We start from the raw sequence: 22530 nt of genomic DNA, 5'->3' as shown, positions 1-22530 counted from the left end.
CGGGCTTGTGCCGGGTCATGCGCCCACCTCAGGCTGGAAGGCGCGGGCGTGGTAAGGCTGCCAGGCGATCGCGGCGGCCTCGCCGGGCACCAGCCCGGCCATCGGCACCCCTGCCGGGCGCTTCACCACCACCTCGGCGGGGGCGGAACCCGGCAGGCCGACCTGCAGCCGCAGCCGGATATGGTCGCCCTGGTAGATCGCCTCCAGCAGCGTCGCCGGCAGGGCGCCGTCGCCCATGTCCTCGGCTGGAACCGCGGCCACCGCCACCCGCTCGGGCCGCACCGAGACGACACAGCGCCGGCCCTCCTGGGCGTCGGCCAGGCGGGCCTCCACCACCGGCCCGCAGGCCAGCCGCACTCGGGCGATATCGTCCTCGACCGCCTCGACATGCCCGGGCAGGCGGTTGTTCTCGCCCACGAAGCGGGCGACGAATGCGTCGACCGGGCTGTCGTAGAGTGCCTCCGGGGTGCCCAGCTGGCGCAGGGCGCCGGCGGCGAATACGGCGATGCGGTCGGACAGGGTCAGCGCCTCCGCCTGGTCATGCGTCACGTGGATCATGGTGACGCCCAGCTGTTTGTGCAGGTGGCGGATCTCCAGCTGCATCTCCTCGCGCAGCCGCCGGTCCAGCGCGCCCAGCGGCTCGTCCAGCAGGACCAGGCGCGGGGCAAACACCAGGGCACGGGCCAGCGCCACGCGCTGCTGCTGGCCACCGGAGAGCTGGGCAGGCATGCGCTCGCCCAACCCGGTCAGGCGCACCATGTCCAGCGCCCGGGCCACCCGGTCGGCCTGCTCGGCACGCGGGACGCGGCGCAGTTGCAGCGGGAAGGCGATGTTCTGCGCCACGGTCATGTGCGGCAGCAGCGCGTAGCTCTGGAACACCACGCCGATGCCGCGCCGTTGCGGCGGCGTGCGGGCGATCGGGCGCCCTTCCAGCAGGATGTCGCCGGAATCCGGGCGCTCGAACCCCGCCAGCATCATCAAGGTGGTGGTCTTGCCGGCGCCGGAGGGGCCGAGCAGGGTCAGGAACTCACCCGCGGCCACGTCCAGCGACAGGTCGCGCACCGCCGGCGCGAGCCCGTCATAGCTCTTGCGGACGTTCCGGAATCGGACGAGGGGCGCGGCTGGCAGGGCAGGCATGGTCATCCTTGCGAAGGCGTGCAGGATCGCCATTTGGGCTGGGAGTGCAGGTTTCCGCAACACGGGAGTAACTGCCATGGCCGCCTCTACCGACTCGAATGTCGGCGACACGAAGATCGGGGCCGAGCCCGATATCCGCACCCAGTTGCAACAGCTTCGTGATCAGGTGGAGAAGCTGCTGAAGGGAACCGCGGGAGCCAAGGTCACCGAAGCGGTCGAGTATGCGGAGGATGCGCTGCGGCACGGCAAGGTGATCGCGCGTGACCAGGTGGATACGCTGGCCAGCACGGTGCGGCGGCAGCCCATCACCGCCTTGGCGGTTGCCGCCGGCGTGGGGTTCCTGATCGGCCGTCTGATGCGCTGACCGATGCGCACGATGGGGTTGGCCCGGGCCGCGGCCGAGGCGGAAGTCTTGAGGCTGCGCCTGCTGGCGCGGCGCATGGGATACCGCGCGGTCGTGGCTGGCGCGTGCCTGATGTTCGCCGCGGCGGCTTTGGCGATGGTGCATGTGGCGATCGTGCTGGCCCTCGCGTCGCAACTCGGCCTGGTGCAGGCCACCCTGATCCTGGCGGCCGCCGACCTGCTGATCGCGGCCCTGCTCGCGCTTCTGGCCGCTCGCGATCACCCCGGCCCTGCCGAACGGGAGGCGGCGTTGTTGCGCGAGTCGGCATGGCGCGGCCTGCGCCAGCAGGTAGTGCTGGCCGGGCTGGTGACCACGCTCACCAACCTGCTGCGCCGGCGCTGACGTCTCGCCCGAACCGCCGACAGCCTGTATGACGGCCCCGACACGAGACGGGACCCCGCGCGCATGACCGAGATTCAGACGACCGACATGGCTGGCGTTGATCAAAGCGTGGTCGCAACGCGCAATGGCCGGATCGGCCACATCCTGCTCAATCGGCCGAAGGCGCTGAACGCGCTGGACACCGCCATGATCCGCGCCATGACCGCGGCGCTGGCCGCGTGGCGCGACGACCCGGCGGTGCACGCCGTCGTGATCGAGGGTGCTGGTGGCCGCGCCTTTTGCGCCGGCGGCGATATCCGTGCCATCCGCACCCTTGCGCTGGCCGGCGAGCGCGCGGCGATCGAGGCGTTCTTCGCCGAGGAATATGCCCTCAACGCCCTGATCGACGAGTACCCGAAACCCTATGTCGCGGTTATCGACGGCATCTGCATGGGTGGCGGCATCGGCGTGTCCGTGCACGGGCAGATGCGCGTCACCTCCGAGGCCGGGCTGTTCGCCATGCCGGAGACCGCGATCGCCATGTTCCCGGACGTGGGGGCGACCTTCATGCTGCCGCGATTGCCCGGGGCCATCGGCATGTATCTCGGGTTGACCGGCGCGCGGCTGCACGGGGCGGATGCGGTCCATGCCGGCATCGCCACCCATTTCGTTCCGAAACCGGCGATCGCGACCCTCGCCGCCGACGTCGCCGCCGACGGCGTTGCGGCCGTGGCGGCGCATGCCCAGACGCTGCCGCCGTTCTCGCTGGCCGCACAGCGCCCGGCGATCGACCGCTGCTTCGGCGCCGACAGCGTGGCGGGGATCATCGCCCGGCTGGAGGCGGAGGGCACCGACTGGGCGCGGGAGACGCTGGCCGCCCTGCGCAGCGTGTCGCCCTCAGCGGTGCTGTGGTCGTTCGAGGCGATCCGCCGTGGCGCGGCGTGCTCGCTGCGCGACTGCCTGTCCGCGGAACTGGCGCTGACCCGCCATGTCACCGCCCATCCCGACTTCGCGGAGGGGGTGCGAGCGATGGTGGTGGAAAAGGACCGCCAGCCGCGCTGGAGCCCGTCGCGGATCGAGGACGTGGATCCGGCGGCGATCGCGGCGATGTTCGCCTGATACCAACGGTCCTTGACGATGACCCTTCCATCGTCAAGCGCCGTTGGTATCGCGCGCCGGGTTGGTGGGCGGCGGCGCGCAAAATAACGACTCATACCAGCGGCCATTCTTCATGGCCGCTGGTATGGGCCAGGCGGGTCAGGCGCGCGCCAGGGACCGCGGCACCAGCAGCGGGAAGATGATGCCGACGCCGATGCCCCAGGCTCCATTGATCAGGAACCCGCGCACCCAGTTGGTCAGCACCCATCCGCCGCCGATCGGGTTGCCCTTGATGACGGCGACCACGAACATGCCGACGAGGGAGGCGATGATCCCGAGGGCGAGGCCGTTCAGCCACATCGGCCCCTTCAGCCAGGGGGCGGCGATCCCGAAGACGATGCCGTAAAGCCCGCCCCAGAAGCACAGGTTGAGCACACGCGGCACGCCGAACGGCGCAACCCCGCCCATGGGATAGGCCCGGGGCATCTGCAGTCCCGGCAGATCGAGGGCATGGAGCAGCGCCCACATCCCCTGGTGGAAGATCAACACCGCGAACGCGGCAGCGATGAAGCCGAACAGGGCACGCAGGGGCAGCGGCATGGACATGACAGGTCATCACTCCGATCTGATCGCAGTCTTGCGCACATGCGCCGCGTCCCGGAAGCGGAATAATCGGACCACTCGACGTGGCGTCGGCTATGTTGAAGATGTGACCGGGAAGGTCTTCGTAAAGGGACGGCTCTGACGCCGTACCCGGCCAGGAGCCACGAATTGGCGGATGTGAGCGAGGACGACCTCGAGCGGCTGGCGAGCCGGCTGGCGATGGTGGTTTCCGAGGACGGCGAGGCGGAGAATGCGGGGCGGGCCATGGGCCAGCTTGCCCGCCGGCTCGGCCTGACCGGCGGCCATCTGAAGGAGATGTTCCTGGCGGGCGCCGCGGCACGCGGGCCGGCGCAACGCCAGCTGCGGCGGGCCGCGGCCGAGGCCGAGCGGCTGGAGCGCGAAGTCGCCGCCCTGCGGCAGAGCCTGCGGCTGATGGAGACGAACTGGCGCAGCGCCGAGCGGGAACGCGACGCGCTGCAATACGAGGTCGCCGCGCTGCGAACGACCGTATTCAAGTCCCGCACCGCGTCGCAGACGCGGTTGGTGATGGCCACCGTGATTCTGCTGGCGGTGATCGCCGCCGCCGCCATCAGCTATCTGGTGCCGCTGGGCGAGACCACCCCCGCAGTGCCGCCGCTGCCGGCCGCCGCGGCCGATCCGGCCGCCACGATGCGCCGCATGGGCGTCGTGCGCAGCGTCCGGGCCACCGTGTTCCAGCAGCCCGACCGGGCCGCGCCGGTGATGGCCACGCTGCAGGCGGGCATGCCCGTGGTGGTGCGCCGGCTGGTCTGGAGCATGCTGATGCAATGGGCCGAGGTGGAGGTGGGCAGCAGCGTCGGCTACGTGCTGACCACGGATATCGATCTGTCCTGAGCGGCAGCGCCGGGGGGCAGCATCGGCTGCTCGTCCTTCAACGCCACGCCGGTCAGGCGCAGCCGCCGCATCTCGCGGATCAGCCACGTGAGCTTTGCGGCGGCATTGGCGATCGGCAGGCCCTCGGGGCGGATGTTGGAGATGCAGTTGCGTTCGGCATCGCTGCGGCCGCGGCGGGGCTGCCAGGTCAGATAGACGCCGAGGCTGTCCGGCGTGGACAGGCCCGGCCGCTCGCCGATCAGCACCGCCACCGCCTCGGCCCCCATCGCCTCGCCGATGTCGTCGCCCAGCGCCACCCGGCCCTGGCGCGCCAGCACCACCGGCCCGGGGCCGAGCGCCGGCAGCAGCCGGGCCAGCAATGGGGCGGCATGGCGCTGGGCGGCGGTCGCGGACAGCCCGTCGCAGACCACGAAGGCGATGGTTCCGGGTGCGGGCTGCGCCGCCAGCGCCGCGCGGTCGGCGTCGTGCAGCCGGCGGCCGAGATCGGGCCGCAGCAGGTAGGTGTGCCGGTCCGGGCAGGCGCTGCGCACGCAGCGGCTCGGCAGGCCGGCTTCGGCCAGGGCTTCGGCCAGGGCGTCGAGGTCGAGCTCGGCGTGCACGGCGTCTCGCGCGGCGGCATGCGCCGCCTGGAAGGCGAGATGGGCGGCGGTCGGCTGGCCGTTGCCGACACGGCCGAGCGCCACGCGGGCCGGGGTGAAGCGGCGCAGATCGCGCCACAACGCCAGGGTCTCGGCCATCAGTCCAGCCCCACCAGGGCAGGGGACAGGCGCGCGGGGATGCGTTCGGGCGGCGCCGTGCCGTGCAGCCCCATGCGCTCCATCCACGCTTCGAACTCCGGCGCCGGGCGCAGGCCCAGCACCCCGCGGACATACAGCGCGTCGTGGAACGAGGTGCTCTGGTAGGACAGCATCACGTCGTCGGCCCCGGGGACGCCCATGATATAGGTGACGCCGGCGACGCCGAGCAGCGTCAGCAGCGCGTCCATGTCGTCCTGGTCGGCCTCGGCGTGGTTGGTGTAGCAGACATCCACCCCCATCGGCAGGCCGAGCAGCTTGCCGCAGAAATGGTCCTCCAGCCCGGCGCGGATGATCTGCTTGCCGTCGTACAGGTATTCGGGGCCGATGAAGCCGACCACCGTGTTCACCAGCAGCGGGGCGAAGGCGCGGGCGACGGCATAGGCGCGCGCCTCGATGGTCTGCTGGTCCACGCCGTGATGCGCGTCGGCGGACAGGGCGCTGCCCTGGCCGGTCTCGAAATACATGACGTTGTCGCCCACCGTGCCGCGCTTGAGGGCCAGCGCCGCTTGCCGCGCTTCCGCCAGCAGCGGCAGGGTGACGCCGAAGCTGCGGTTCACCGCCTCGGTGCCGCCGATCGACTGGAACACCAGGTCCACGGGGGCGCCGCGCTCCATGCAGCGCAGGCTGGTGGTCACATGGGCGAGCACGCAGGTCTGCGTCGGGATGTCGTAGCGGGCGCGCAGTTCGTCGAGCATGCGCAGCAGGGTGGTGGTGCCCTCGATGCTGTCGGTGGCCGGGTTGACGCCGATCACCGCGTCGCCGGCGCCCAGCAGCAGGCCGTCGAGGGTGGAAGCGGCGACGCCGCGCGGGTCGTCCACGGGGTGGTTCGGCTGCAGCCGCACCGCCATGCGCCCGGGCAGGCCGAGCGTGTCGCGAAACGCCGTGGTGACCCGGCATTTCGCGGCGACCGCGACGAGATCCTGCAGCCGCATGATCTTGCTGACCGCGGCCGCCATCTCGGGGGTGATGCCGGGACGCAGTACTGCGAGCGCCGCGCCGTCGGCTTCGGCCAGCAGCCAGTCGCGCAGGCCGCCGACCGTGAGGTGCGCGACCGGCGCGAAGGCGGCGTGGTCGTGGCTGTCCAGGATCAGGCGGGTGACGTCGTCCTGTTCGTAGGGGATGACCGGCTGGTTCAGGATCGCGGTCAGCGGCAGATCGGCCAAAGCGAGCTGGGCCGCCACCCGCTCGCTGGCCGACGCGGCGGCCACCCCGGCCAGGGAATCGCCGGACCGGGGGGGCGTTGCGCGCGCCAGCAGCGTGCGCATGTCCGGAAATACGTAGGTTGTGCCGTTGACCGTATGCCGATAAGCCATGGCTGATACCCCAAAAAGTCCTGGACTTGCGACAGTGCCTCGGCTACACGCGCCGGCTCAACCGGAACGCGGGAGATTTCCGGGCCCACTCCTATTGCCGGATGGCATGTGGCGCGATGCCATGTGCAGCGACGCAAGGGATGGGCCGGGTCGCTTGTACCGCGGTCCCGTCTCCAACCCCCCGCGATCGGGGAACAAGGACCAGGGATTATGGCGAAGAAAATCGTCGGCTACGTCAAGCTGCAGATTCCGGCCGGTAAGGCCAACCCGTCGCCGCCCGTCGGCCCGGCGCTGGGTCAGCGCGGCCTGAATATCATGGCGTTCGTGAAGGAATTCAACGCGGTCACCGCGAACATGGAGCCGGGCATGCCGATCCCGGTGGTGATCACGGCCTATGCCGACCGCACCTTCACCTTCATCACCAAGACGCCCCCGAACACCTATTTCCTGAAGAAGGCGGCAGGCATCCCGAAGGGGACGTCGACCCCGGGCAAGGGTGCGGCGGTGGGGCGCGTCACCACGAGCCAGTTGCGCGAGATCGCGGCCGCCAAGATGAAGGACATGAACGCCAACGATGTCGAGGGCGCCGTGAGCATGCTCACCGGTTCCGCCCGATCGATGGGCCTGACCGTGGTGGAGGGCTGATCGCCGTGGCACACAACAAGCGACTGGCCGCCGGCTACAAGACCTTCGACCGCGCCAAGGCGTATTCGCTCCAGGAAGCGATCGATCTGGTGAAGTCGAACGCCAAGGCGAAGTTCGACGAGACGGTCGAGATCTCGATGAACCTGGGCATCGACCCGCGGCATGCCGACCAGATGGTGCGTGGCCTGGTGGGGCTGCCGAACGGCACCGGCAAGACGCTGCGCGTCGGCGTGTTCGCGCGCGGCGCCAAGGCCGAGGAGGCGCTGGCCGCCGGCGCCGACGTGGTGGGTGCGGAGGATCTGGCCGAGAAGATCCAGGCCGGCGACATCCAGTTCGACCGCTGCATCGCCACCCCCGACATGATGGCCCTGGTGGGGCGCCTGGGTAAGATCCTGGGCCCCCGCGGCCTGATGCCGAACCCGCGCCTGGGCACGGTGACGATGGACGTCAAGGGCGCCATCACCGCCGCCAAGGCCGGCCAGGTGGAGTTCCGCGCCGAGAAGGCCGGCATCGTGCACGCCGGCATCGGCAAGGCGAGCTTCCCGGCCGAGAAGCTGGTCGAGAACGCCAAGGCCTTCGCCGATGCGATCGTGAAGGCGAAGCCGACGGGCGCCAAGGGCACCTACGTCCAGAAGGTCGCGGTCAGCTCCTCGATGGGGCCGGGCGTGCGCGTGGACGTGGCCAGCGTTCACTCCTGAAGCCTCAGGGCGTCAGGTAGCGAGATACGCCGGGCCGCAGGGCCCGGCGGGCAGGGGGCGGGAGCCCCCGATCCTGTCCGAGACTGTTCGTATCCCGCCCATCCCCTGGGTGGCGGGATCCAAGGGGCCTTCGGGCCCGCGCACAGGAGACGGGGATGCCAAGGCGTTCGGGCCACGTATGCCCGGTCACCCTGGCGGTTCCGGCTAGACGGGACCTCGCCGCGTTCGCGCGGTGCGGCCCGGGGACAGGCGAACCGGGTCCGCCCGGGCGCCTGGAAGGCGTCCTTGCGGGCCCATAGGGCAACCCGGCCGATTGCGGTCCATACGCAATTGGCCACCGACGGAGACGGGTTTTGGACCGTACGGAGAAGCGGGAGTTCGTCGCCTCCCTCGCGTCGGTGTTCGCGGAAACGTCGATGGTCGTGGTCACCCGCAATGCGGGCCTGACCGTGGCTGAAGTGACGGAACTGCGGCGCCGGATGCGGGCGGCTGGAGCGAGCTTCAAGGTCGCGAAGAACCGGCTGGCCACCCTCGCCCTGGATGGGACCCGATTCGAAGGCATCAAGCCCCTGCTGAAGGGCCCGACCGCGCTTGCGTGGTCCAGGGATCCGGTGGCGGTGGCGAAGGTGGCTGTCGAGTTCGCCAGGACCAACGAGAAGTTCGTGGTGCTCGGTGGGGCGCTTGGAGCCCAGGCGCTTGATGCGTCTGGAATCAAGGCGTTGTCCGAGCTGCCGTCGCTTGAGGAGCTGCGCGCGAAGCTGCTGGGGATGCTGCAGACCCCGGCCACGCGGATCGCCGGCATCCTGCAGGCGCCGGGCGGGCAGATCGCACGGGTTCTGGCAGCCTATGCCAAGAAGGACGAGGCGGCCTGAGTATCCTGCCCCGGCAGGACACTGACACAGCCGCGCGCTGTTGCGTCAAACGGATAGCAGGTTCGCGCCAGCGGGCTTGCATGGAACCGACCAGGATCTAGATTAAGGGACATACGAAGATGGCCGATTTGTCGAAGCTTGTGGACGAGCTGTCCAGCCTGACCGTGCTGGAAGCCGCCGAACTGTCGAAATTGCTCGAGGAGAAGTGGGGCGTCTCCGCCGCCGCTCCCGTTGCAGTGGCGGCGGCTCCGGCTGCTGGCGCAGCGCCTGCCGCCGCGGTTGAGGAGCAGACCGAGTTCACGGTCATCCTGGCCGGCGCCGGCGACAAGAAGATCAACGTCATCAAGGAGATCCGGACGATCACGGGCCTTGGGCTGAAGGAAGCCAAGGATCTGGTCGAGGGCGCTCCCAAGACGGTGAAGGAAGGCGTGAACAAGGAAGAGGCTGCGAAGATCAAGAAGGTGCTGGAAGATCAGGGCGCCACTGTCGAGGTCAAGTAAGCCACTGTCGCGGCAGGCTATCGCCGCGACCTGAGAGTGTGCCGGGCGGAAACCTGATCGGTTTCCGCCCGTGCATGCGTTCCGGCGGTCCGGAGCGTGTGTGGAGACCCCGGCGGCCTGGGGGACGATGGCCGGACGACCGCTTGGTATCCGATCGCCCGACGCTCACGGGCGGCCGGCGATCCCGGCGATTTCAGTTCCACGGTTTAAACTACGGGGCAGCAGGACAGGCATGAACGCGATCACCAGGTCGTTTACCGGGCAGAAGCGGATCCGCAAGAGCTTCGGGCGCATTCCCGAAGTGGCGCCGATGCCCAACCTGATCGACGTGCAGCGCGCCAGCTACGAGGCGTTCCTGCAGATGAACACGCCGCATGACAGCCGGACCAACGCCGGGCTGCAGGAAGTGTTCAAGTCCGTCTTTCCGATCGACGATTTCGCCGGCCGCGGCCGCCTGGAGTTCGTCTACTACGAGCTCGAAGAGCCGAAATACGACGTCGAGGAGTGCATCCAGCGCGGCATGACTTTCGCCGCGCCGTTGAAGGTGATCCTGCGGCTGATCGTGTGGGACGTGGACGAGGACACCGGCGCCCGGTCGATCCGCGACATCAAGGAGCAGCCCGTCTACATGGGCGACATGCCCCTGATGACGGATAACGGCACCTTCATCATCAACGGCACCGAGCGCGTCATCGTCAGCCAGATGCACCGCAGCCCGGGCGTGTTCTTCGACCACGACAAGGGCAAGACGCACAGCAGCGGCAAGTACCTGTTCGCCGCCCGCGTCATCCCCTATCGCGGCTCGTGGCTCGATTTCGAGTTCGACAGCAAGGACCTCGTCTACGTCCGCATCGACCGCAAGCGGAAGCTGCCGGTCACGACGCTGCTCTATGCGCTGGAGAGCCAGTACACCGAGCAGCTGCGCGCCGCCCGCGAGGCCAAAGGCGAGCAGATGGAGCTCGGCGAGATCCGCGGCATGGATGACGAGGAGATTCTCTCCTACTTCTACGGCCAGGTGGTGTTCATGCGCACGCCGAAGGGGTGGGCGCGTCCGTTCGATCCCGATGCGTTCCGCGGCATCAAGCTGCTGGAGCCGCTGGTCGATGCCGAGACCGGCGAGGTGGTCGCCGACTCCGAGACCAAGCTGACCGCGCGCACGGTGCGCAAGATCGCCGAGGTCACGAAGGTGGTGCTGGTCGGCCGTGCCGACCTGCTCGGCCGGTTCGTGGCCGAGGACCTGGTCAATCCCGAGACCGGCGAGATCTTCGCCGAGTCCGGCGAGGAACTGGCCGAGGCGCGGCTGGCGGCCCTCGAGGACGCCGGCATCGACCGCCTGCCGACGCTGGCCGTGGACCAGTCCAACGGCCCGTGGATCCGCAACACGCTGGTGGTGGACAAGAACAGCAACCGCGACGACGCGCTGATCGACATCTATCGGGTGATGCGCCCGGGCGAGCCGCCGACGCCGGAGACGGCCGAGGCGCTGTTCCGCGGCCTGTTCTTCGACGGCGACCGCTACGACCTGTCGGCGGTCGGCCGGGTGAAGATGAACATGCGCCTGGGCATGGAGACCGACGACAGCGTGCGGGTGCTGCGCAAGGAGGACATCCTGCGCACCGTCAAGATCATGTGCGAGCTGAAGGACGGCCGCGGCACGATCGACGACATCGACAACCTCGGCAACCGGCGCGTGCGTTCGGTCGGCGAGCTGATGGAGAACCAGTACCGCGTCGGCCTGCTGCGCATGGAGCGGGCGATCCGCGAGCGCATGGGCAGCGTGGACATCGACACGGTGATGCCGCACGACCTGATCAACGCCAAGCCGGCGGCGGCGGCGGTGCGCGAGTTCTTCGGCAGCAGCCAGCTGTCGCAGTTCATGGACCAGACCAACCCGCTGTCGGAAGTGACGCATAAGCGCCGCCTGTCCGCACTTGGCCCGGGTGGCCTGACGCGCGAGCGTGCCGGCTTCGAGGTGCGCGACGTGCATCCGACGCATTACGGCCGCATCTGCCCGATCGAGACGCCGGAAGGCCCGAATATCGGCCTGATCAACTCGCTGGCCACCTACGCCAAGGTGAACAAGTACGGCTTCATCGAGACGCCGTACCGCCTGGTGAAGGACGGCGTGGTGCAGGACGGCTGGAAATACCTCTCCGCCATGGAAGAGGAAAAGCTGGTCGTGGCCCAGGCCGACGCGCCGACGGACGCGGGGGGGCGGTTCACCGAGGAATTGGTCTCCGTGCGCCGGCAGGGCGATTTCCGCCTGGTGAAGCCCGAGGACGTGACCGCGGTCGACGTGTCGCCGAAGCAGCTGGTGTCGGTCGCGGCGGCGCTGATCCCGTTCCTGGAGAACGACGACGCCAACCGCGCCCTGATGGGCAGCAACATGCAGCGCCAGGCGGTGCCGCTGATTCGTGCCGATGCCCCGCTGGTGGGCACTGGCATGGAAGCCGCGGTGGCGCGCGACTCGGGTGCCACCATCGTGGCGCGCCGCGCCGGCATGATCGACCAGATCGACGGCGCCCGCATCGTGGTGCGCGCGACCGCCGAGGATGGCACGACCAAGGGCGTGGACATCTACCGCCTGCGCAAGTTCATGCGCAGCAACCAGTCGACCTGCATCAACCAGCGGCCGCTGGTGCGCGTGGGCGACCGGGTGGCCGAGGGCGACATCATCGCCGACGGTCCCTCGACCGAGCTGGGCGAGCTGGCGCTGGGGCGGAACGTGCTCGTCGCGTTCATGCCCTGGAACGGCTACAACTTCGAGGACTCCATCCTGATCTCGGAGCGCATTGCGCGCGACGACGTCTTCACCTCGATCCACATCGAGGAATTCGAGGTGATGGCCCGCGACACCAAGCTGGGCCAGGAGGAAATCACCCGCGACATTCCGAACGTGGGCGAGGAGGCGCTGAAGAACCTCGACGAGGCCGGCATCGTCTATATCGGCGCCGAAGTGAACCCGGGCGACATCCTGGTCGGCAAGGTCACGCCGAAGGGCGAAAGCCCGATGACGCCGGAAGAGAAGCTGCTGCGCGCCATTTTCGGCGAGAAAGCGTCGGATGTTCGCGACACCTCGCTGAAGCTGCCGCCGGGAGTCACCGGCACGATCGTGGACGTGCGCGTGTTCAGCCGCCGCGGCGTGGACAAGGACGAGCGCGCCATGGCGATCGAGCGCGCCGAGATCGAGCGGCTGGCCAAGGACCGCGACGACGAGAAGGCGATTCAGGAGCGGTCGTTCCTGAACCGGCTGCGCGAGAAGCTGCTGGGCCGCAAGGCGTCCGGCGGGTTCAAGGGCATCAAGGCCGGCACGGCGCTGACCGAGGAAGTCCTCGCCGAGCATCCGCGTGGCGCCTGGCGCCATATCGGCGTGCAGGACGATGCCGTGATGGCGGAAATCGAGATCCTGAAGCGGGAATTCGACACCGCCGTCAACCGGCTGCAGGCGCGCTTCGACAGCAAGGTGGAGAAGCTGCAGCGCGGTGACGAGCTGCCGCCCGGCGTGATGAAGATGGTCAAGGTCTTCGTCGCGGTGAAGCGCAAGCTGCAGCCCGGCGACAAGATGGCCGGCCGCCACGGCAACAAGGGCGTGGTCTCGCGCGTGGTGCCGGTTGAGGACATGCCGTTCCTGGAGGACGGCACGTCGGTCGACCTCGTGCTGAACCCGCTGGGTGTGCCCAGCCGCATGAACGTGGGCCAGATCCTGGAGACGCATCTGGGCTGGGCCTGCGCGTCCATCGGCAAGCAGGTGGGCGAGCTGGTGGAGGAGTACCGCCGCACCGGCAATGCCCGCCAGGAGCTGCTGGACACGCTGAAGGGCGTCTACGGCGACGCGGTTTATGGCGAGCAGATCGCCAACATGTCCGACGCCCAGCTGACCGAGCTGTGCGACAACCTCAAGAAGGGCGTGCCCATCGCGACCCCGGTGTTCGACGGCGCCCGCATGGCGGATATCGAGGACATGCTGACCCGCGCGGGCCTGGCGACCTCGGGCCAGGTGACGCTGACCGACGGGCGGACGGGCGAGCCGTTCGAGCGCAAGGTGACGGTCGGCATCATCTACATGCTGAAGCTGCACCACCTGGTCGACGACAAGATCCATGCCCGCTCGATCGGCCCGTACAGCCTGGTGACGCAGCAGCCGCTGGGCGGCAAGGCGCAGTTCGGTGGACAGCGCTTCGGCGAAATGGAGGTCTGGGCCCTGGAAGCCTACGGCGCCGCCTACACGCTGCAGGAGATGCTGACAGTGAAGTCGGACGACGTGTCCGGCCGCACCAAGGTCTACGAGGCGATCGTGCGCGAGCAGGACACCTTCGAGGCCGGCATCCCCGAGAGCTTCAACGTGCTGGTGAAGGAGCTGAAGTCCTTGGGCCTGAACGTCGATCTCGATATGCGGGCGGCCTGAACGGGGCGGCCGAAACTGACGCGACAGCGTTCCCTACTTTTTCCGGCGGCCGGGGTTTTCCCCCGGCCCGCCAAGGGGTGACAGCATGAATGAGCTGATGAAGATCCTGGGCCAGACCGGCCAGTCCATGACCTTCGACCAGATCAAGATCCAGATGGCCAGCCCGGAGCAGATCCGCAGCTGGTCCTACGGCGAGATCAAGAAGCCCGAGACGATCAACTACCGCACCTTCAAGCCGGAGCGGGACGGGCTGTTCTGCGCCCGCATCTTCGGCCCGATCAAGGACTACGAGTGCCTGTGCGGCAAGTACAAGCGGATGAAGTTCCGTGGCATCATCTGCGAGAAGTGCGGCGTCGAGGTCACGCTGGCCAAGGTGCGGCGCGAGCGCATGGGCCATATCGAGCTCGCCAGCCCCGTCGCCCATATCTGGTTCCTGAAGTCGCTGCCCAGCCGGATCGGCCTGATGGTCGACCTGACGCTGAAGGAGCTGGAGAAGATCCTGTATTTCGAGAGCTATGTGGTTCTCGAGCCCGGCCTGACCGACCTCAAGCTGCATCAGTTGCTGACCGAAGACCAGCTGCTGTCCAAGCAGGACGAGTTCGGCGATGACGCCTTCCGTGCCGGCATCGGCGCCGAGGCGATCAAGGGCATCCTGAACGGCATCGACGCCGACGCCGAGAAGGTGAAGCTGCGCGCCGACCTGAAGGAGACCACCAGCGAGGCCAAGCGCAAGAAGCTGGTGAAGCGCCTGAAGCTGATCGAGGCGTTCTCGGAGTCCGGCGCCAAGCCGGAATGGATGATCCTGGACGTCGTGCCGGTGATCCCGCCCGAGCTGCGCCCGTTGGTGCCGCTGGACGGCGGCCGGTTTGCGACCTCGGACCTGAACGATCTGTACCGCCGTGTCATCAACCGCAACAACCGCCTGAAGCGGCTGATCGAGCTGCGCGCGCCGGACATCATCGTGCGCAACGAGAAGCGCATGCTGCAGGAATCGGTCGATGCGCTGTTCGACAACGGGCGGCGCGGCCGCGCCATCACGGGGGCCAACAAGCGGCCGTTGAAGTCGCTGTCCGACATGCTGAAGGGCAAGCAGGGCCGGTTCCGCCAGAACCTGCTGGGCAAGCGCGTGGACTACTCGGGCCGCTCGGTCATCGTGGTGGGCCCGGAGTTGAAGCTGCATCAGTGCGGGCTGCCGAAGAAGATGGCGCTCGAGCTGTTCAAGCCGTTCATCTACAGCAAGCTGGAGAAATACGGCCACGCCACCACCATCAAGGCCGCGAAGCGGATGGTGGAGAAGGAACGGCCGGAGGTGTGGGACATCCTCGAAGAGGTGATCCGCGAACACCCAGTCATGCTGAACCGCGCGCCGACGCTGCACCGCCTGGGCATCCAGGCGTTCGAGCCGGTGCTGATCGAGGGCAAGGCGATCCAGCTGCACCCGCTGGTCTGCACCGCCTTCAACGCGGACTTCGACGGCGACCAGATGGCCGTGCACGTGCCGCTGAGCCTTGAGGCGCAGCTGGAAGCCCGCGTGCTGATGATGTCGACCAACAACATCCTCAGCCCGGCCAACGGCAAGCCGATCATCGTGCCCAGTCAGGACATCGTGCTGGGCATCTACTATCTGTCGCTGGAAACGCCGGAGTTCCGCGCGACCGATGACGCCAGGGCCTCGGCCTTCGCGACCATCGGCGAGATCGAGCATGCCCTGCATGCCCGCGTGATCAAGCTGCACGACAAGATCCGCGCCCGTTACGAGACAGTGGACGCCGAGGGCAAGAAGCTGGTGCAGACGGTGATCACCACCGCCGGGCGCATGCTGATCGCCCAGGTGCTGCCCAAGAGCCCGTTGATCCCGTTCAGCCTGATCAACCGGCAGCTGACCAAGAAGAACGTGTCGGACGTGATCGACGCGGTCTATCGCCATTGCGGCCAGAAGGAATGCGTGATCTTCGCCGACCGCCTGATGGGCCTGGGTTTCGGCCAGGCGGCGAAGGCGGGCATCAGCTTCGGCAAGGACGACATGATCATCCCCGCCGAGAAGCGGGGGATGATCGCCAAGACCCAGGCCGAGGTGAAGGAGTTCGAGCAGCAGTACCAGGACGGCCTGATCACCGCCGGCGAGCGCTACAACAAGGTGGTGGACGCCTGGTCGCGCTGCACCGACGAGGTGGCCGGCGCGATGATGAAGGAGATCTCGCGCCAGGAGATCGGTCATCCCACCAACTCGGTGTGGATGATGAGCCACTCCGGCGCGCGTGGGTCGCCGGCGCAGATGCGCCAGCTGGCCGGCATGCGCGGCCTGATGGCCAAGCCGTCGGGCGAGATCATCGAGCAGCCGATCATCGCCAACTTCAAGGAGGGCTTGTCCGTCCTTGAGTATTTCAACTCTACCCACGGTGCCCGCAAGGGTCTCGCGGACACGGCGTTGAAGACGGCGAACTCGGGCTACCTCACACGGCGCCTGGTGGACGTGGCGCAGGACTGCATCATCGTCGAGGTGGATTGTGGCACCGAGCGCGGCCTGACCGTGAAGCCGGTGATGGATGGCGGCGAGGTGGTTTCCAGCCTGTCCGAGCGCACGCTGGGCCGCACCACGGCCGAGGATATCGTCGATCCCGTCACCAACGAGGTGCTGGTCGCGAACAACACGCTGATCGAGGAGGAGCACGCCGAGCGCATCGAGAAGGCCGGGGTCGAGGCGGTGAAGATCCGCTCGGTGCTGACCTGCGAGGCGAAGATCGGGGTCTGCGCGCATTGCTACGGCCGTGATCTCGCGCGTGGCACGCCGGTGAATGTCGGCGAGGCGGTGGGCGTAATCGCCGCCCAGTCGATCGGCGAGCCCGGCACGCAGCTGACCATGCGCACCTTCCATATCGGCGGTGCGGCCCAGCGCGGTGCCGAGCAGAGCAGCGTCGAAGCAAGCCACGACGGCGTGGTGGTGATCAAGAACCGTAACGTCGTCATCAACAGCTCCAGCGTGCCCGTGGTGATGAGCCGCAACTGCGAAGTGGTGCTGAGCGACGACAAGGGCCGCGAGCGCGCGCGCTTCCGCGTGCCCTACGGCGCCCGCCTGCTGGTGGACGATGGGGCGACGGTCGCCCGTGGCCAGAAGCTGGCGGAGTGGGATCCATACACCCTGCCGATCATCACCGAGAGCCACGGCCGGGTGGAATATCTCGACCTGCTCGAAGGCGTGACGCTGGTCGAGCGGATGGACGAGGTGACGGGCCTGACGTCGAAGGTGGTGGTGGACTACAAGCAGAACGCCCGCGGGGTGGATCTGCGGCCGCGCCTGCAGCTCAAGGACGCCAAGGGCGAGGTGGTCCGTCTGCCGAACAACACGGACGCACGCTACTTCCTGTCGCCGGACTCGATCCTGTCGATCGAGAACGGCGCCGAGGTGGCGGCGGGCGACGTGCTGGCGCGCATCCCGCGCGAGGGCAGCAAGACCCGCGACATCACCGGCGGTCTGCCGCGCGTGGCCGAGCTGTTCGAGGCACGGCGCCCGAAGGACCACGCCATCATCGCCGAGATCGATGGGCGCGTGGAGTTCGGCAAGGACTACAAGGCCAAGCGCCGCGTCATCGTGAAGAACGACGAGACCGGCGAGGAGACCGAGTACCTGGTGCCGAAGGGCAAGCACGTGTCGGTGCAGGAGGGCGACTTCGTCCGCCGGGGCGACCCGCTGGTCGACGGGCCGCGCGTGCCGCACGACATCCTGAAGGTGCTGGGCGTCGAGGCGCTGTCGGACTACCTGGTCAACGAGATCCAGGACGTCTACCGGCTGCAGGGCGTGAAGATCAACGACAAGCACATCGAGGTGATCGTTCGCCAGATGCTGCAGAAGATCGAGATCACCGATCCGGGCGACACCACCTACCTGACCGGCGAGCAGGTGGACCGCATGGAGTTCCAGCAGGAGAACGCCAAGCGGACGGCCGAGGGCGAGCGCCCGGCGGTCGGCATGCCGGTGCTGCAGGGCATCACCAAGGCCAGCCTGCAGACGCATAGCTTCATCAGCGCTGCGTCGTTCCAGGAGACCACCCGGGTGCTCACCGAGGCGGCCACGGCCGGCAAGGTGGATAACCTGATCGGCCTGAAGGAGAACGTGATCGTGGGCCGCCTGATCCCGGCGGGCACGGGCAGCGTGATGAACAAGCTGCGGTCGATCGCCGCCGGGCGCGACCAGCAGCGCGGCCTGCGGCAGGAAACGCCGGCCATTACCGGGCGCGACATCGCGGCCGAGTAGGGGTTATCGGGCCGTACCCGGCCGTGCCGGGTGCGGGATTCGCGGACGCGGCGCAGTCACGCGCCCGGGTCATGGAAGGCCGGCGATGGGTGCATCGCCGGCCTTCATCTTTTAAGGCATTCACGCCTCGCCAACGCTTGACTCGGCTCCCCCCTGCCCGTAGGTTCCGCGCCCTCGGCCGACCCCCACTCTAGCTCGGGCGGCTGTCGTTTGCAGGCACCAGAGCGTGCGGCGCCGCACCCCAAACGAGCCGGGGCGCCCAGGCCGCAGGCAGGGTCGAACCCCGCAGGGTGGGATGTCCCACCGGCTGCGGGGCTTGCTTGTGGAAGGCGGTCACCCGTGCGGCGTTCGGCCACAAGGTTTTGGCTTTGCCAATAGGATCGAAAGAGGGTCTATGCCGACCATCAACCAGCTGATCGCCAATGGGCGCGAGCCCGCGGCCAAGCGCAACAAGGTCCCGGCGCTCGAAGGATGCCCGCAGAAGCGCGGCGTCTGCACGCGCGTCTACACGACCACGCCGAAGAAGCCGAACTCGGCGCTTCGCAAGGTCGCCAAGGTGCGCCTGACCAATGGCTACGAAGTGGTGAGCTACATCCCCGGCGAAGGCCACAACCTGCAGGAGCATAGCGTGGTGCTGATCCGCGGCGGGCGCGTGAAGGACTTGCCGGGCGTGCGCTATCACATCATCCGCGGCGTGCTGGACACCCAGGGCATCGCCAAGCGTCGTCAGCGCCGGTCGCTGTATGGCGCGAAGCGTCCGAAGTAAGAGGAGAGCGCGATGAGCCGCCGTCGCCGCGCAGTCAAGCGCGAGATCCTGCCGGACGCGAAGTTCGGTGACGTCGTGATCAGCCGTTTCATGAACGCGCTGATGTACGACGGCAAGAAGTCCGCCGCCGAGGGCATCGTTTACGGGGCCCTGGACGTGCTCAAGAAGCGGGGCGGCAACCAGGCCGATCCCGTGCGCATGTTCCACGAGGCGCTGGACAACGTGAAGCCGGCCGTCGAGGTCCGCTCCCGCCGGGTTGGCGGCGCCACCTACCAGGTGCCCGTCGAAGTGCGCACGGAGCGTCGCCAGGCGCTGGCGATCCGGTGGATCATCGATGCCGCGCGCAAGCGCGGCGAGCACACGATGGAAGACCGGCTTTCGAACGAACTGCTGGACGCGGTGAACAATCGCGGCTCGGCGGTGAAGAAGCGTGAAGACACCCACCGGATGGCCGAGGCCAACAAGGCCTTCAGCCACTACCGCTGGTAGGATCTTCACTCAACAAGACTTGCACCCCCACCCCGGATCGTAGAGCGGGCACGGAGACACGACGATGGCCAAGGCGAAATTCGAGCGGAACAAGCCGCATTGCAACATCGGCACGATCGGCCATGTGGACCATGGCAAGACGTCGCTGACGGCAGCGATCACGAAGGTGCTGGCGAAGGCCGGCGGTGCGACCTTCACCGCATATGACCAGATCGACCGGGCTCCGGAAGAGCGCGCCCGTGGCATCACGATCTCCACGTCGCATGTGGAGTATGAGACCGCGAAGCGCCACTACGCGCATGTCGACTGCCCGGGCCACGCCGACTATGTGAAGAACATGATCACCGGCGCCGCGCAGATGGACGGCGCGATCCTGGTCGTGTCCGCCGCCGACGGCCCGATGCCGCAGACCCGCGAGCACATCCTGCTGGCCCGCCAGGTGGGCGTGCCCGCGCTCGTGGTGTTCCTGAACAAGTGCGACATCGCCGATCCCGACCTGCTCGAGCTGGTCGAGCTCGAGGTTCGCGAGCTGCTGAGCAGCTACCAGTTCCCCGGCGACGAGGTCCCGATCATCAAGGGCTCGGCGACCTGCGCGCTGGAAGACCGCCAGCCGGAGCTGGGCGAGCAGGCGGTGCTGAAGCTGATGGAAGCGGTGGACGCCTACATCCCGCAGCCGGAGCGCGCCGTGGACCTGCCGTTCCTGATGCCGGTCGAGGACGTGTTCTCGATCTCCGGGCGTGGCACCGTGGTGACCGGCCGTGTCGAGCGCGGCATCATCCGCGTCGGCGAGGAAGTCGAGATCGTCGGCCTGAAGGACACCGTGAAGACCATCGTCACGGGCGTCGAGATGTTCCGCAAGCTGCTCGACCAGGGCCAGGCCGGCGACAACATCGGCGCGCTGCTGCGCGGTACCAAGCGCGAGGACGTGGAGCGCGGCCAGGTTCTGGCCAAGCCGGGCACGATCACCCCGCACACGAAGTTCAAGGCCGAGAGCTACATCCTGACGAAGGAAGAGGGTGGCCGCCACACGCCGTTCTTCACCAACTACCGCCCGCAGTTCTATTTCCGCACCACCGACGTGACCGGCATCGTGACGCTGCCGGAAGGCACCGAGATGGTGATGCCGGGCGACAACGTGTCGATGGACGTGACGCTGATCGCGCCGATCGCCATGGACGAGGGCCTGCGCTTCGCCATCCGCGAGGGTGGCCGGACCGTCGGCGCCGGCGTGGTCGCCAAGATCGTCGCCTGAGGCTGCAATTGAAGGATCGGCGTCCCCGCCCGCGAGGGTGGGGAGCCTGGAAGACTGAGAGATGGACAACCAGAATATCCGCATCCGCCTGAAGGCGTACGATCATCGCGTGCTGGACAACAGCACGAAGGAGATCGTGAACACGGCCAAGCGCACGGGCGCGCGGGTACGCGGGCCGATCCCGTTGCCGACGCATATCGAGCGCTTCACCGTGAACCGTTCGCCGCATGTCGACAAGAAGAGCCGGGAGCAGTTCGAGATCCGGACTCACCGGCGCCTGCTGGATATCGTCGAGCCCACTCCGCAAACCGTGGACGCGCTGATGAAGCTCGATCTCGCGGCCGGCGTGGACGTCGAGATCAAGCTGTAAGTTTTTTATTGGCCTAAGGACCCGCCTCCATCCCATCCGGGATGGGGGGTCCCTCTGGGGAAAGTGCAATGCGTACTGGATTGCTGGCGAAGAAGCTGGGCATGACCCGGCTGTTCAAGGACGACGGGACCCATGTTCCCGTCACCGTGCTGCACCTGGATCAGGTGCAGGTGGTTGCTGCGCGTACCGAGGAGAAGGACGGCTACAGCGCCGTTCAGCTCGGCTGGGGCACGGCCAAGGTGAAGAACGTCTCCAAGCCTAACAAGGGCCATTTCGCGAAGGCGAAGGTGGAGCCGAAGGCGCGGCTCGCCGAGTTCCGCGTGGACGCGGACGCGCTGCTGGAGCCGGGCGCCACGTTGTCCGCCGCGCATTTCGTGGTCGGGCAGAAGGTCGACGTCTGCGGCACCACCAAGGGCAAGGGGTTCGCCGGCGCGATGAAGCGCTGGAACTTCGCGGGCCTTGAGGCCACCCACGGCGTGTCGGTCAGCCACCGCTCGCACGGCTCGACCGGTAACCGCCAGGATCCCGGCAAGACCTTCAAGAACAAGAAGATGGCTGGCCATCTCGGTCAGGAGCGGGTGACCACCCTGAACCTGGAGATCGCCGCGGTCGACTCCGAGAAGGGGCTGCTGATGGTGAAGGGCGCCGTCCCGGGCGCCAAGGGCGGCTGGGTGCTGGTGCGCGACGCCGTCAAGGTCGCGCGTCCGGCCGACGCGCCGTACCCCGCGGCTCTGATGGCTGCCGCCGGCGCGGCGCAGGGTTGAGGGCAAGGAACATGCAGATCGAGATCAAGACCCTCGACAACGGCAGCGCCGGCACGGCCGAGCTGCCTGACGAGATCTTCGCCATCGCCCCGCGTGCCGACATCATGGCCCGCGTCGTGCACTGGCAGCAGGCCAAGCGTCGTGCCGGCACCCACAAGGTAAAGGGCATGAGCGAGGTGCAGGGCACCACGAAGAAGCCATACAAGCAGAAGGGCACCGGCAACGCCCGCCAGGGCAGCCTGCGCGCACCGCAGTTCCGTAAGGGCGGCGTGGTGCATGGCCCGGTGGTTCGCGACCACGGCTACGACCTGCCGAAGAAGGTGCGCCGCCTCGGCCTAATTTCCGCGCTGTCGCAGAAGCAGGCGGAAGGCAAGCTGGTGGTGCTGGACGCCGCCGCGGGCGCCACGAAGACGAAAGACCTGGTGGCGAAGCTGAAGGTCCTCGGCTGGTCGTCGGCGCTGATCGTCGACCGTGCCGTGGACGAAGGCTTCCTGCGCGCCAGCCGCAACATCATCGGCCTTAACGTCCTGCCGACGGTGGGGGCCAATGTCTATGACATCCTGGCCCATGACGTGCTGGCGATCACCACCGCCGGTCTCGAAGGCCTGAAGGAGCGCCTGGCATGAGCGAAGCAGTGGCGAACAAGGCAGGCGGCAAGAAGCGCAAGCCGCAGCTTTCGCGCGAGGCGATGTACAACATCATTCGCAGCCCGGTGATCACCGAGAAAGCGACGATGCTGAGCGAGAAGGGCCAGACGGTCTTTCGCGTCGCCATCGATGCCACGAAGCCGGAGATCAAGGCCGCGGTCGAGGGCCTGTTCGGCGTGAAGGTCATGGACGTGAACACGCTGGTGACGAAGGGCAAGACGAAGCGCTTCAAGGGTCGTCCGGGCCAGCGTTCCGACGTCAAGAAGGCGTATGTCAAGCTTGCCGAGGGTCAGACCATCGACCTGTCGACCGGCCTGGCGTGACG

The 22530-nt window shown here is 68.0% G+C and carries 21 protein-coding genes; 17 read left to right on the top strand and 4 right to left on the bottom strand.

Annotated features, from left to right (window positions below; translation table 11 throughout):
• Window positions 1-15: 15 nt before the first annotated feature.
• Window positions 16-1137, bottom strand: coding sequence for an ABC transporter ATP-binding protein (locus OL599_RS00435; protein ID WP_264711614.1), 1122 nt, complete (start codon window positions 1135-1137; stop codon window positions 16-18).
• 76 nt (window positions 1138-1213) lie between these two features.
• On the opposite strand from OL599_RS00435, the gene OL599_RS00430 reads away from it, so the two are divergent.
• From OL599_RS00430 to OL599_RS00420, 3 genes are all read left to right on the top strand, one after another.
• Window positions 1214-1501 carry a DUF883 family protein gene (locus tag OL599_RS00430; RefSeq protein ID WP_264711613.1) on the top strand — a complete coding sequence of 96 codons (288 nt, stop codon included), beginning with the start codon at window positions 1214-1216 and terminating at the stop codon, window positions 1499-1501.
• Window positions 1502-1549: 48 nt separating this feature from the next.
• Window positions 1550-1882: a hypothetical protein gene (locus OL599_RS00425; protein ID WP_264711612.1), complete on the top strand. Its 333-nt coding sequence runs from the start codon at window positions 1550-1552 to the stop codon at window positions 1880-1882.
• A 63-nt stretch (window positions 1883-1945) separates the two neighbouring features.
• The gene (locus OL599_RS00420; RefSeq protein WP_264711611.1) at window positions 1946-2980 is read left to right on the top strand and encodes an enoyl-CoA hydratase/isomerase family protein; all 1035 of its coding nucleotides are present in this window, start codon (window positions 1946-1948) and stop codon (window positions 2978-2980) included.
• Between the two features lie 138 nt (window positions 2981-3118).
• On the opposite strand, the gene OL599_RS00415 is transcribed toward OL599_RS00420, so the two are convergent.
• Window positions 3119-3559 (bottom strand): hypothetical protein, encoded by a 441-nt coding sequence (locus tag OL599_RS00415; protein ID WP_264711610.1) that lies wholly within the window; start codon window positions 3557-3559, stop codon window positions 3119-3121.
• Between the two features lie 171 nt (window positions 3560-3730).
• On the opposite strand from OL599_RS00415, the gene OL599_RS00410 reads away from it, so the two are divergent.
• Window positions 3731-4435: an SH3 domain-containing protein gene (locus OL599_RS00410; RefSeq protein ID WP_264711609.1), complete on the top strand. Its 705-nt coding sequence runs from the start codon at window positions 3731-3733 to the stop codon at window positions 4433-4435.
• Here the strand turns inward: OL599_RS00410 and eutC are convergent.
• Window positions 4402-5172: an ethanolamine ammonia-lyase subunit EutC gene (gene eutC / locus OL599_RS00405; RefSeq protein ID WP_264711608.1), complete on the bottom strand. Its 771-nt coding sequence runs from the start codon at window positions 5170-5172 to the stop codon at window positions 4402-4404. The genes OL599_RS00410 and eutC overlap by 34 nt on opposite strands.
• Entirely contained in the window at window positions 5172-6545 is a 1374-nt protein-coding gene (locus OL599_RS00400; protein ID WP_264711607.1) for an ethanolamine ammonia-lyase subunit EutB, read from the bottom strand. The genes eutC and OL599_RS00400 overlap by 1 nt, the downstream gene beginning before the upstream one ends.
• Before the next feature lie 210 nt (window positions 6546-6755).
• On the opposite strand from OL599_RS00400, the gene rplK reads away from it, so the two are divergent.
• The 13 genes from rplK (at window position 6756) to OL599_RS00335 (ending at window position 22528) form a co-directional block, all read left to right on the top strand.
• The gene (gene rplK / locus OL599_RS00395) at window positions 6756-7190 is read left to right on the top strand and encodes a 50S ribosomal protein L11 (RefSeq protein WP_264711606.1); all 435 of its coding nucleotides are present in this window, start codon (window positions 6756-6758) and stop codon (window positions 7188-7190) included.
• Between the two features lie 5 nt (window positions 7191-7195).
• Entirely contained in the window at window positions 7196-7888 is a 693-nt protein-coding gene (gene rplA / locus OL599_RS00390) for a 50S ribosomal protein L1 (RefSeq protein ID WP_264711605.1), read from the top strand.
• A gap of 353 nt (window positions 7889-8241) precedes the next feature.
• On the top strand, window positions 8242-8760 hold the full coding sequence (gene rplJ / locus OL599_RS00385; protein WP_264711604.1) for a 50S ribosomal protein L10: 519 nt from the start codon (window positions 8242-8244) through the stop codon (window positions 8758-8760).
• Between the two features lie 119 nt (window positions 8761-8879).
• Window positions 8880-9260, top strand: a complete 381-nt coding sequence (gene rplL / locus OL599_RS00380; protein WP_264711603.1) for a 50S ribosomal protein L7/L12 — start codon at window positions 8880-8882, stop codon at window positions 9258-9260.
• A gap of 232 nt (window positions 9261-9492) precedes the next feature.
• Window positions 9493-13665 carry a DNA-directed RNA polymerase subunit beta gene (gene rpoB / locus OL599_RS00375; RefSeq protein ID WP_264711602.1) on the top strand — a complete coding sequence of 1391 codons (4173 nt, stop codon included), beginning with the start codon at window positions 9493-9495 and terminating at the stop codon, window positions 13663-13665.
• An 85-nt stretch (window positions 13666-13750) separates the two neighbouring features.
• A complete protein-coding gene (gene rpoC, locus OL599_RS00370; RefSeq protein WP_264711601.1) occupies window positions 13751-17917 on the top strand; it encodes a DNA-directed RNA polymerase subunit beta' in 4167 nt (1388 codons plus the stop codon).
• Window positions 17918-18311: 394 nt separating this feature from the next.
• Entirely contained in the window at window positions 18312-18683 is a 372-nt protein-coding gene (gene rpsL, locus OL599_RS00365) for a 30S ribosomal protein S12 (protein WP_264711600.1), read from the top strand.
• Between the two features lie 12 nt (window positions 18684-18695).
• On the top strand, window positions 18696-19172 hold the full coding sequence (gene rpsG / locus OL599_RS00360) for a 30S ribosomal protein S7 (protein ID WP_264711599.1): 477 nt from the start codon (window positions 18696-18698) through the stop codon (window positions 19170-19172).
• A gap of 64 nt (window positions 19173-19236) precedes the next feature.
• Window positions 19237-20424 (top strand): elongation factor Tu, encoded by a 1188-nt coding sequence (tuf, locus tag OL599_RS00355; RefSeq protein WP_264711598.1) that lies wholly within the window; start codon window positions 19237-19239, stop codon window positions 20422-20424.
• Between the two features lie 61 nt (window positions 20425-20485).
• Window positions 20486-20794: a 30S ribosomal protein S10 gene (gene rpsJ, locus OL599_RS00350; RefSeq protein WP_007282720.1), complete on the top strand. Its 309-nt coding sequence runs from the start codon at window positions 20486-20488 to the stop codon at window positions 20792-20794.
• A 68-nt stretch (window positions 20795-20862) separates the two neighbouring features.
• The gene (gene rplC / locus OL599_RS00345; protein WP_264711597.1) at window positions 20863-21558 is read left to right on the top strand and encodes a 50S ribosomal protein L3; all 696 of its coding nucleotides are present in this window, start codon (window positions 20863-20865) and stop codon (window positions 21556-21558) included.
• An 11-nt stretch (window positions 21559-21569) separates the two neighbouring features.
• Window positions 21570-22184: a 50S ribosomal protein L4 gene (rplD, locus tag OL599_RS00340; protein WP_264711596.1), complete on the top strand. Its 615-nt coding sequence runs from the start codon at window positions 21570-21572 to the stop codon at window positions 22182-22184.
• A complete protein-coding gene (locus OL599_RS00335) occupies window positions 22181-22528 on the top strand; it encodes a 50S ribosomal protein L23 (protein WP_264711595.1) in 348 nt (115 codons plus the stop codon). Before rplD ends, OL599_RS00335 begins: the two co-directional genes overlap by 4 nt.
• The last annotated feature ends 2 nt before the right edge of the window (window positions 22529-22530 follow it).

It is taken from the genome of Limobrevibacterium gyesilva (assembly GCF_025989185.1).
Taxonomy (GTDB): Bacteria; Pseudomonadota; Alphaproteobacteria; order Acetobacterales; family Acetobacteraceae; genus Limobrevibacterium; species Limobrevibacterium gyesilva.
The sequence above is the reverse complement of the archived record's forward strand: the minus strand, read 5'-3'. Positions and strand labels throughout refer to the sequence as shown.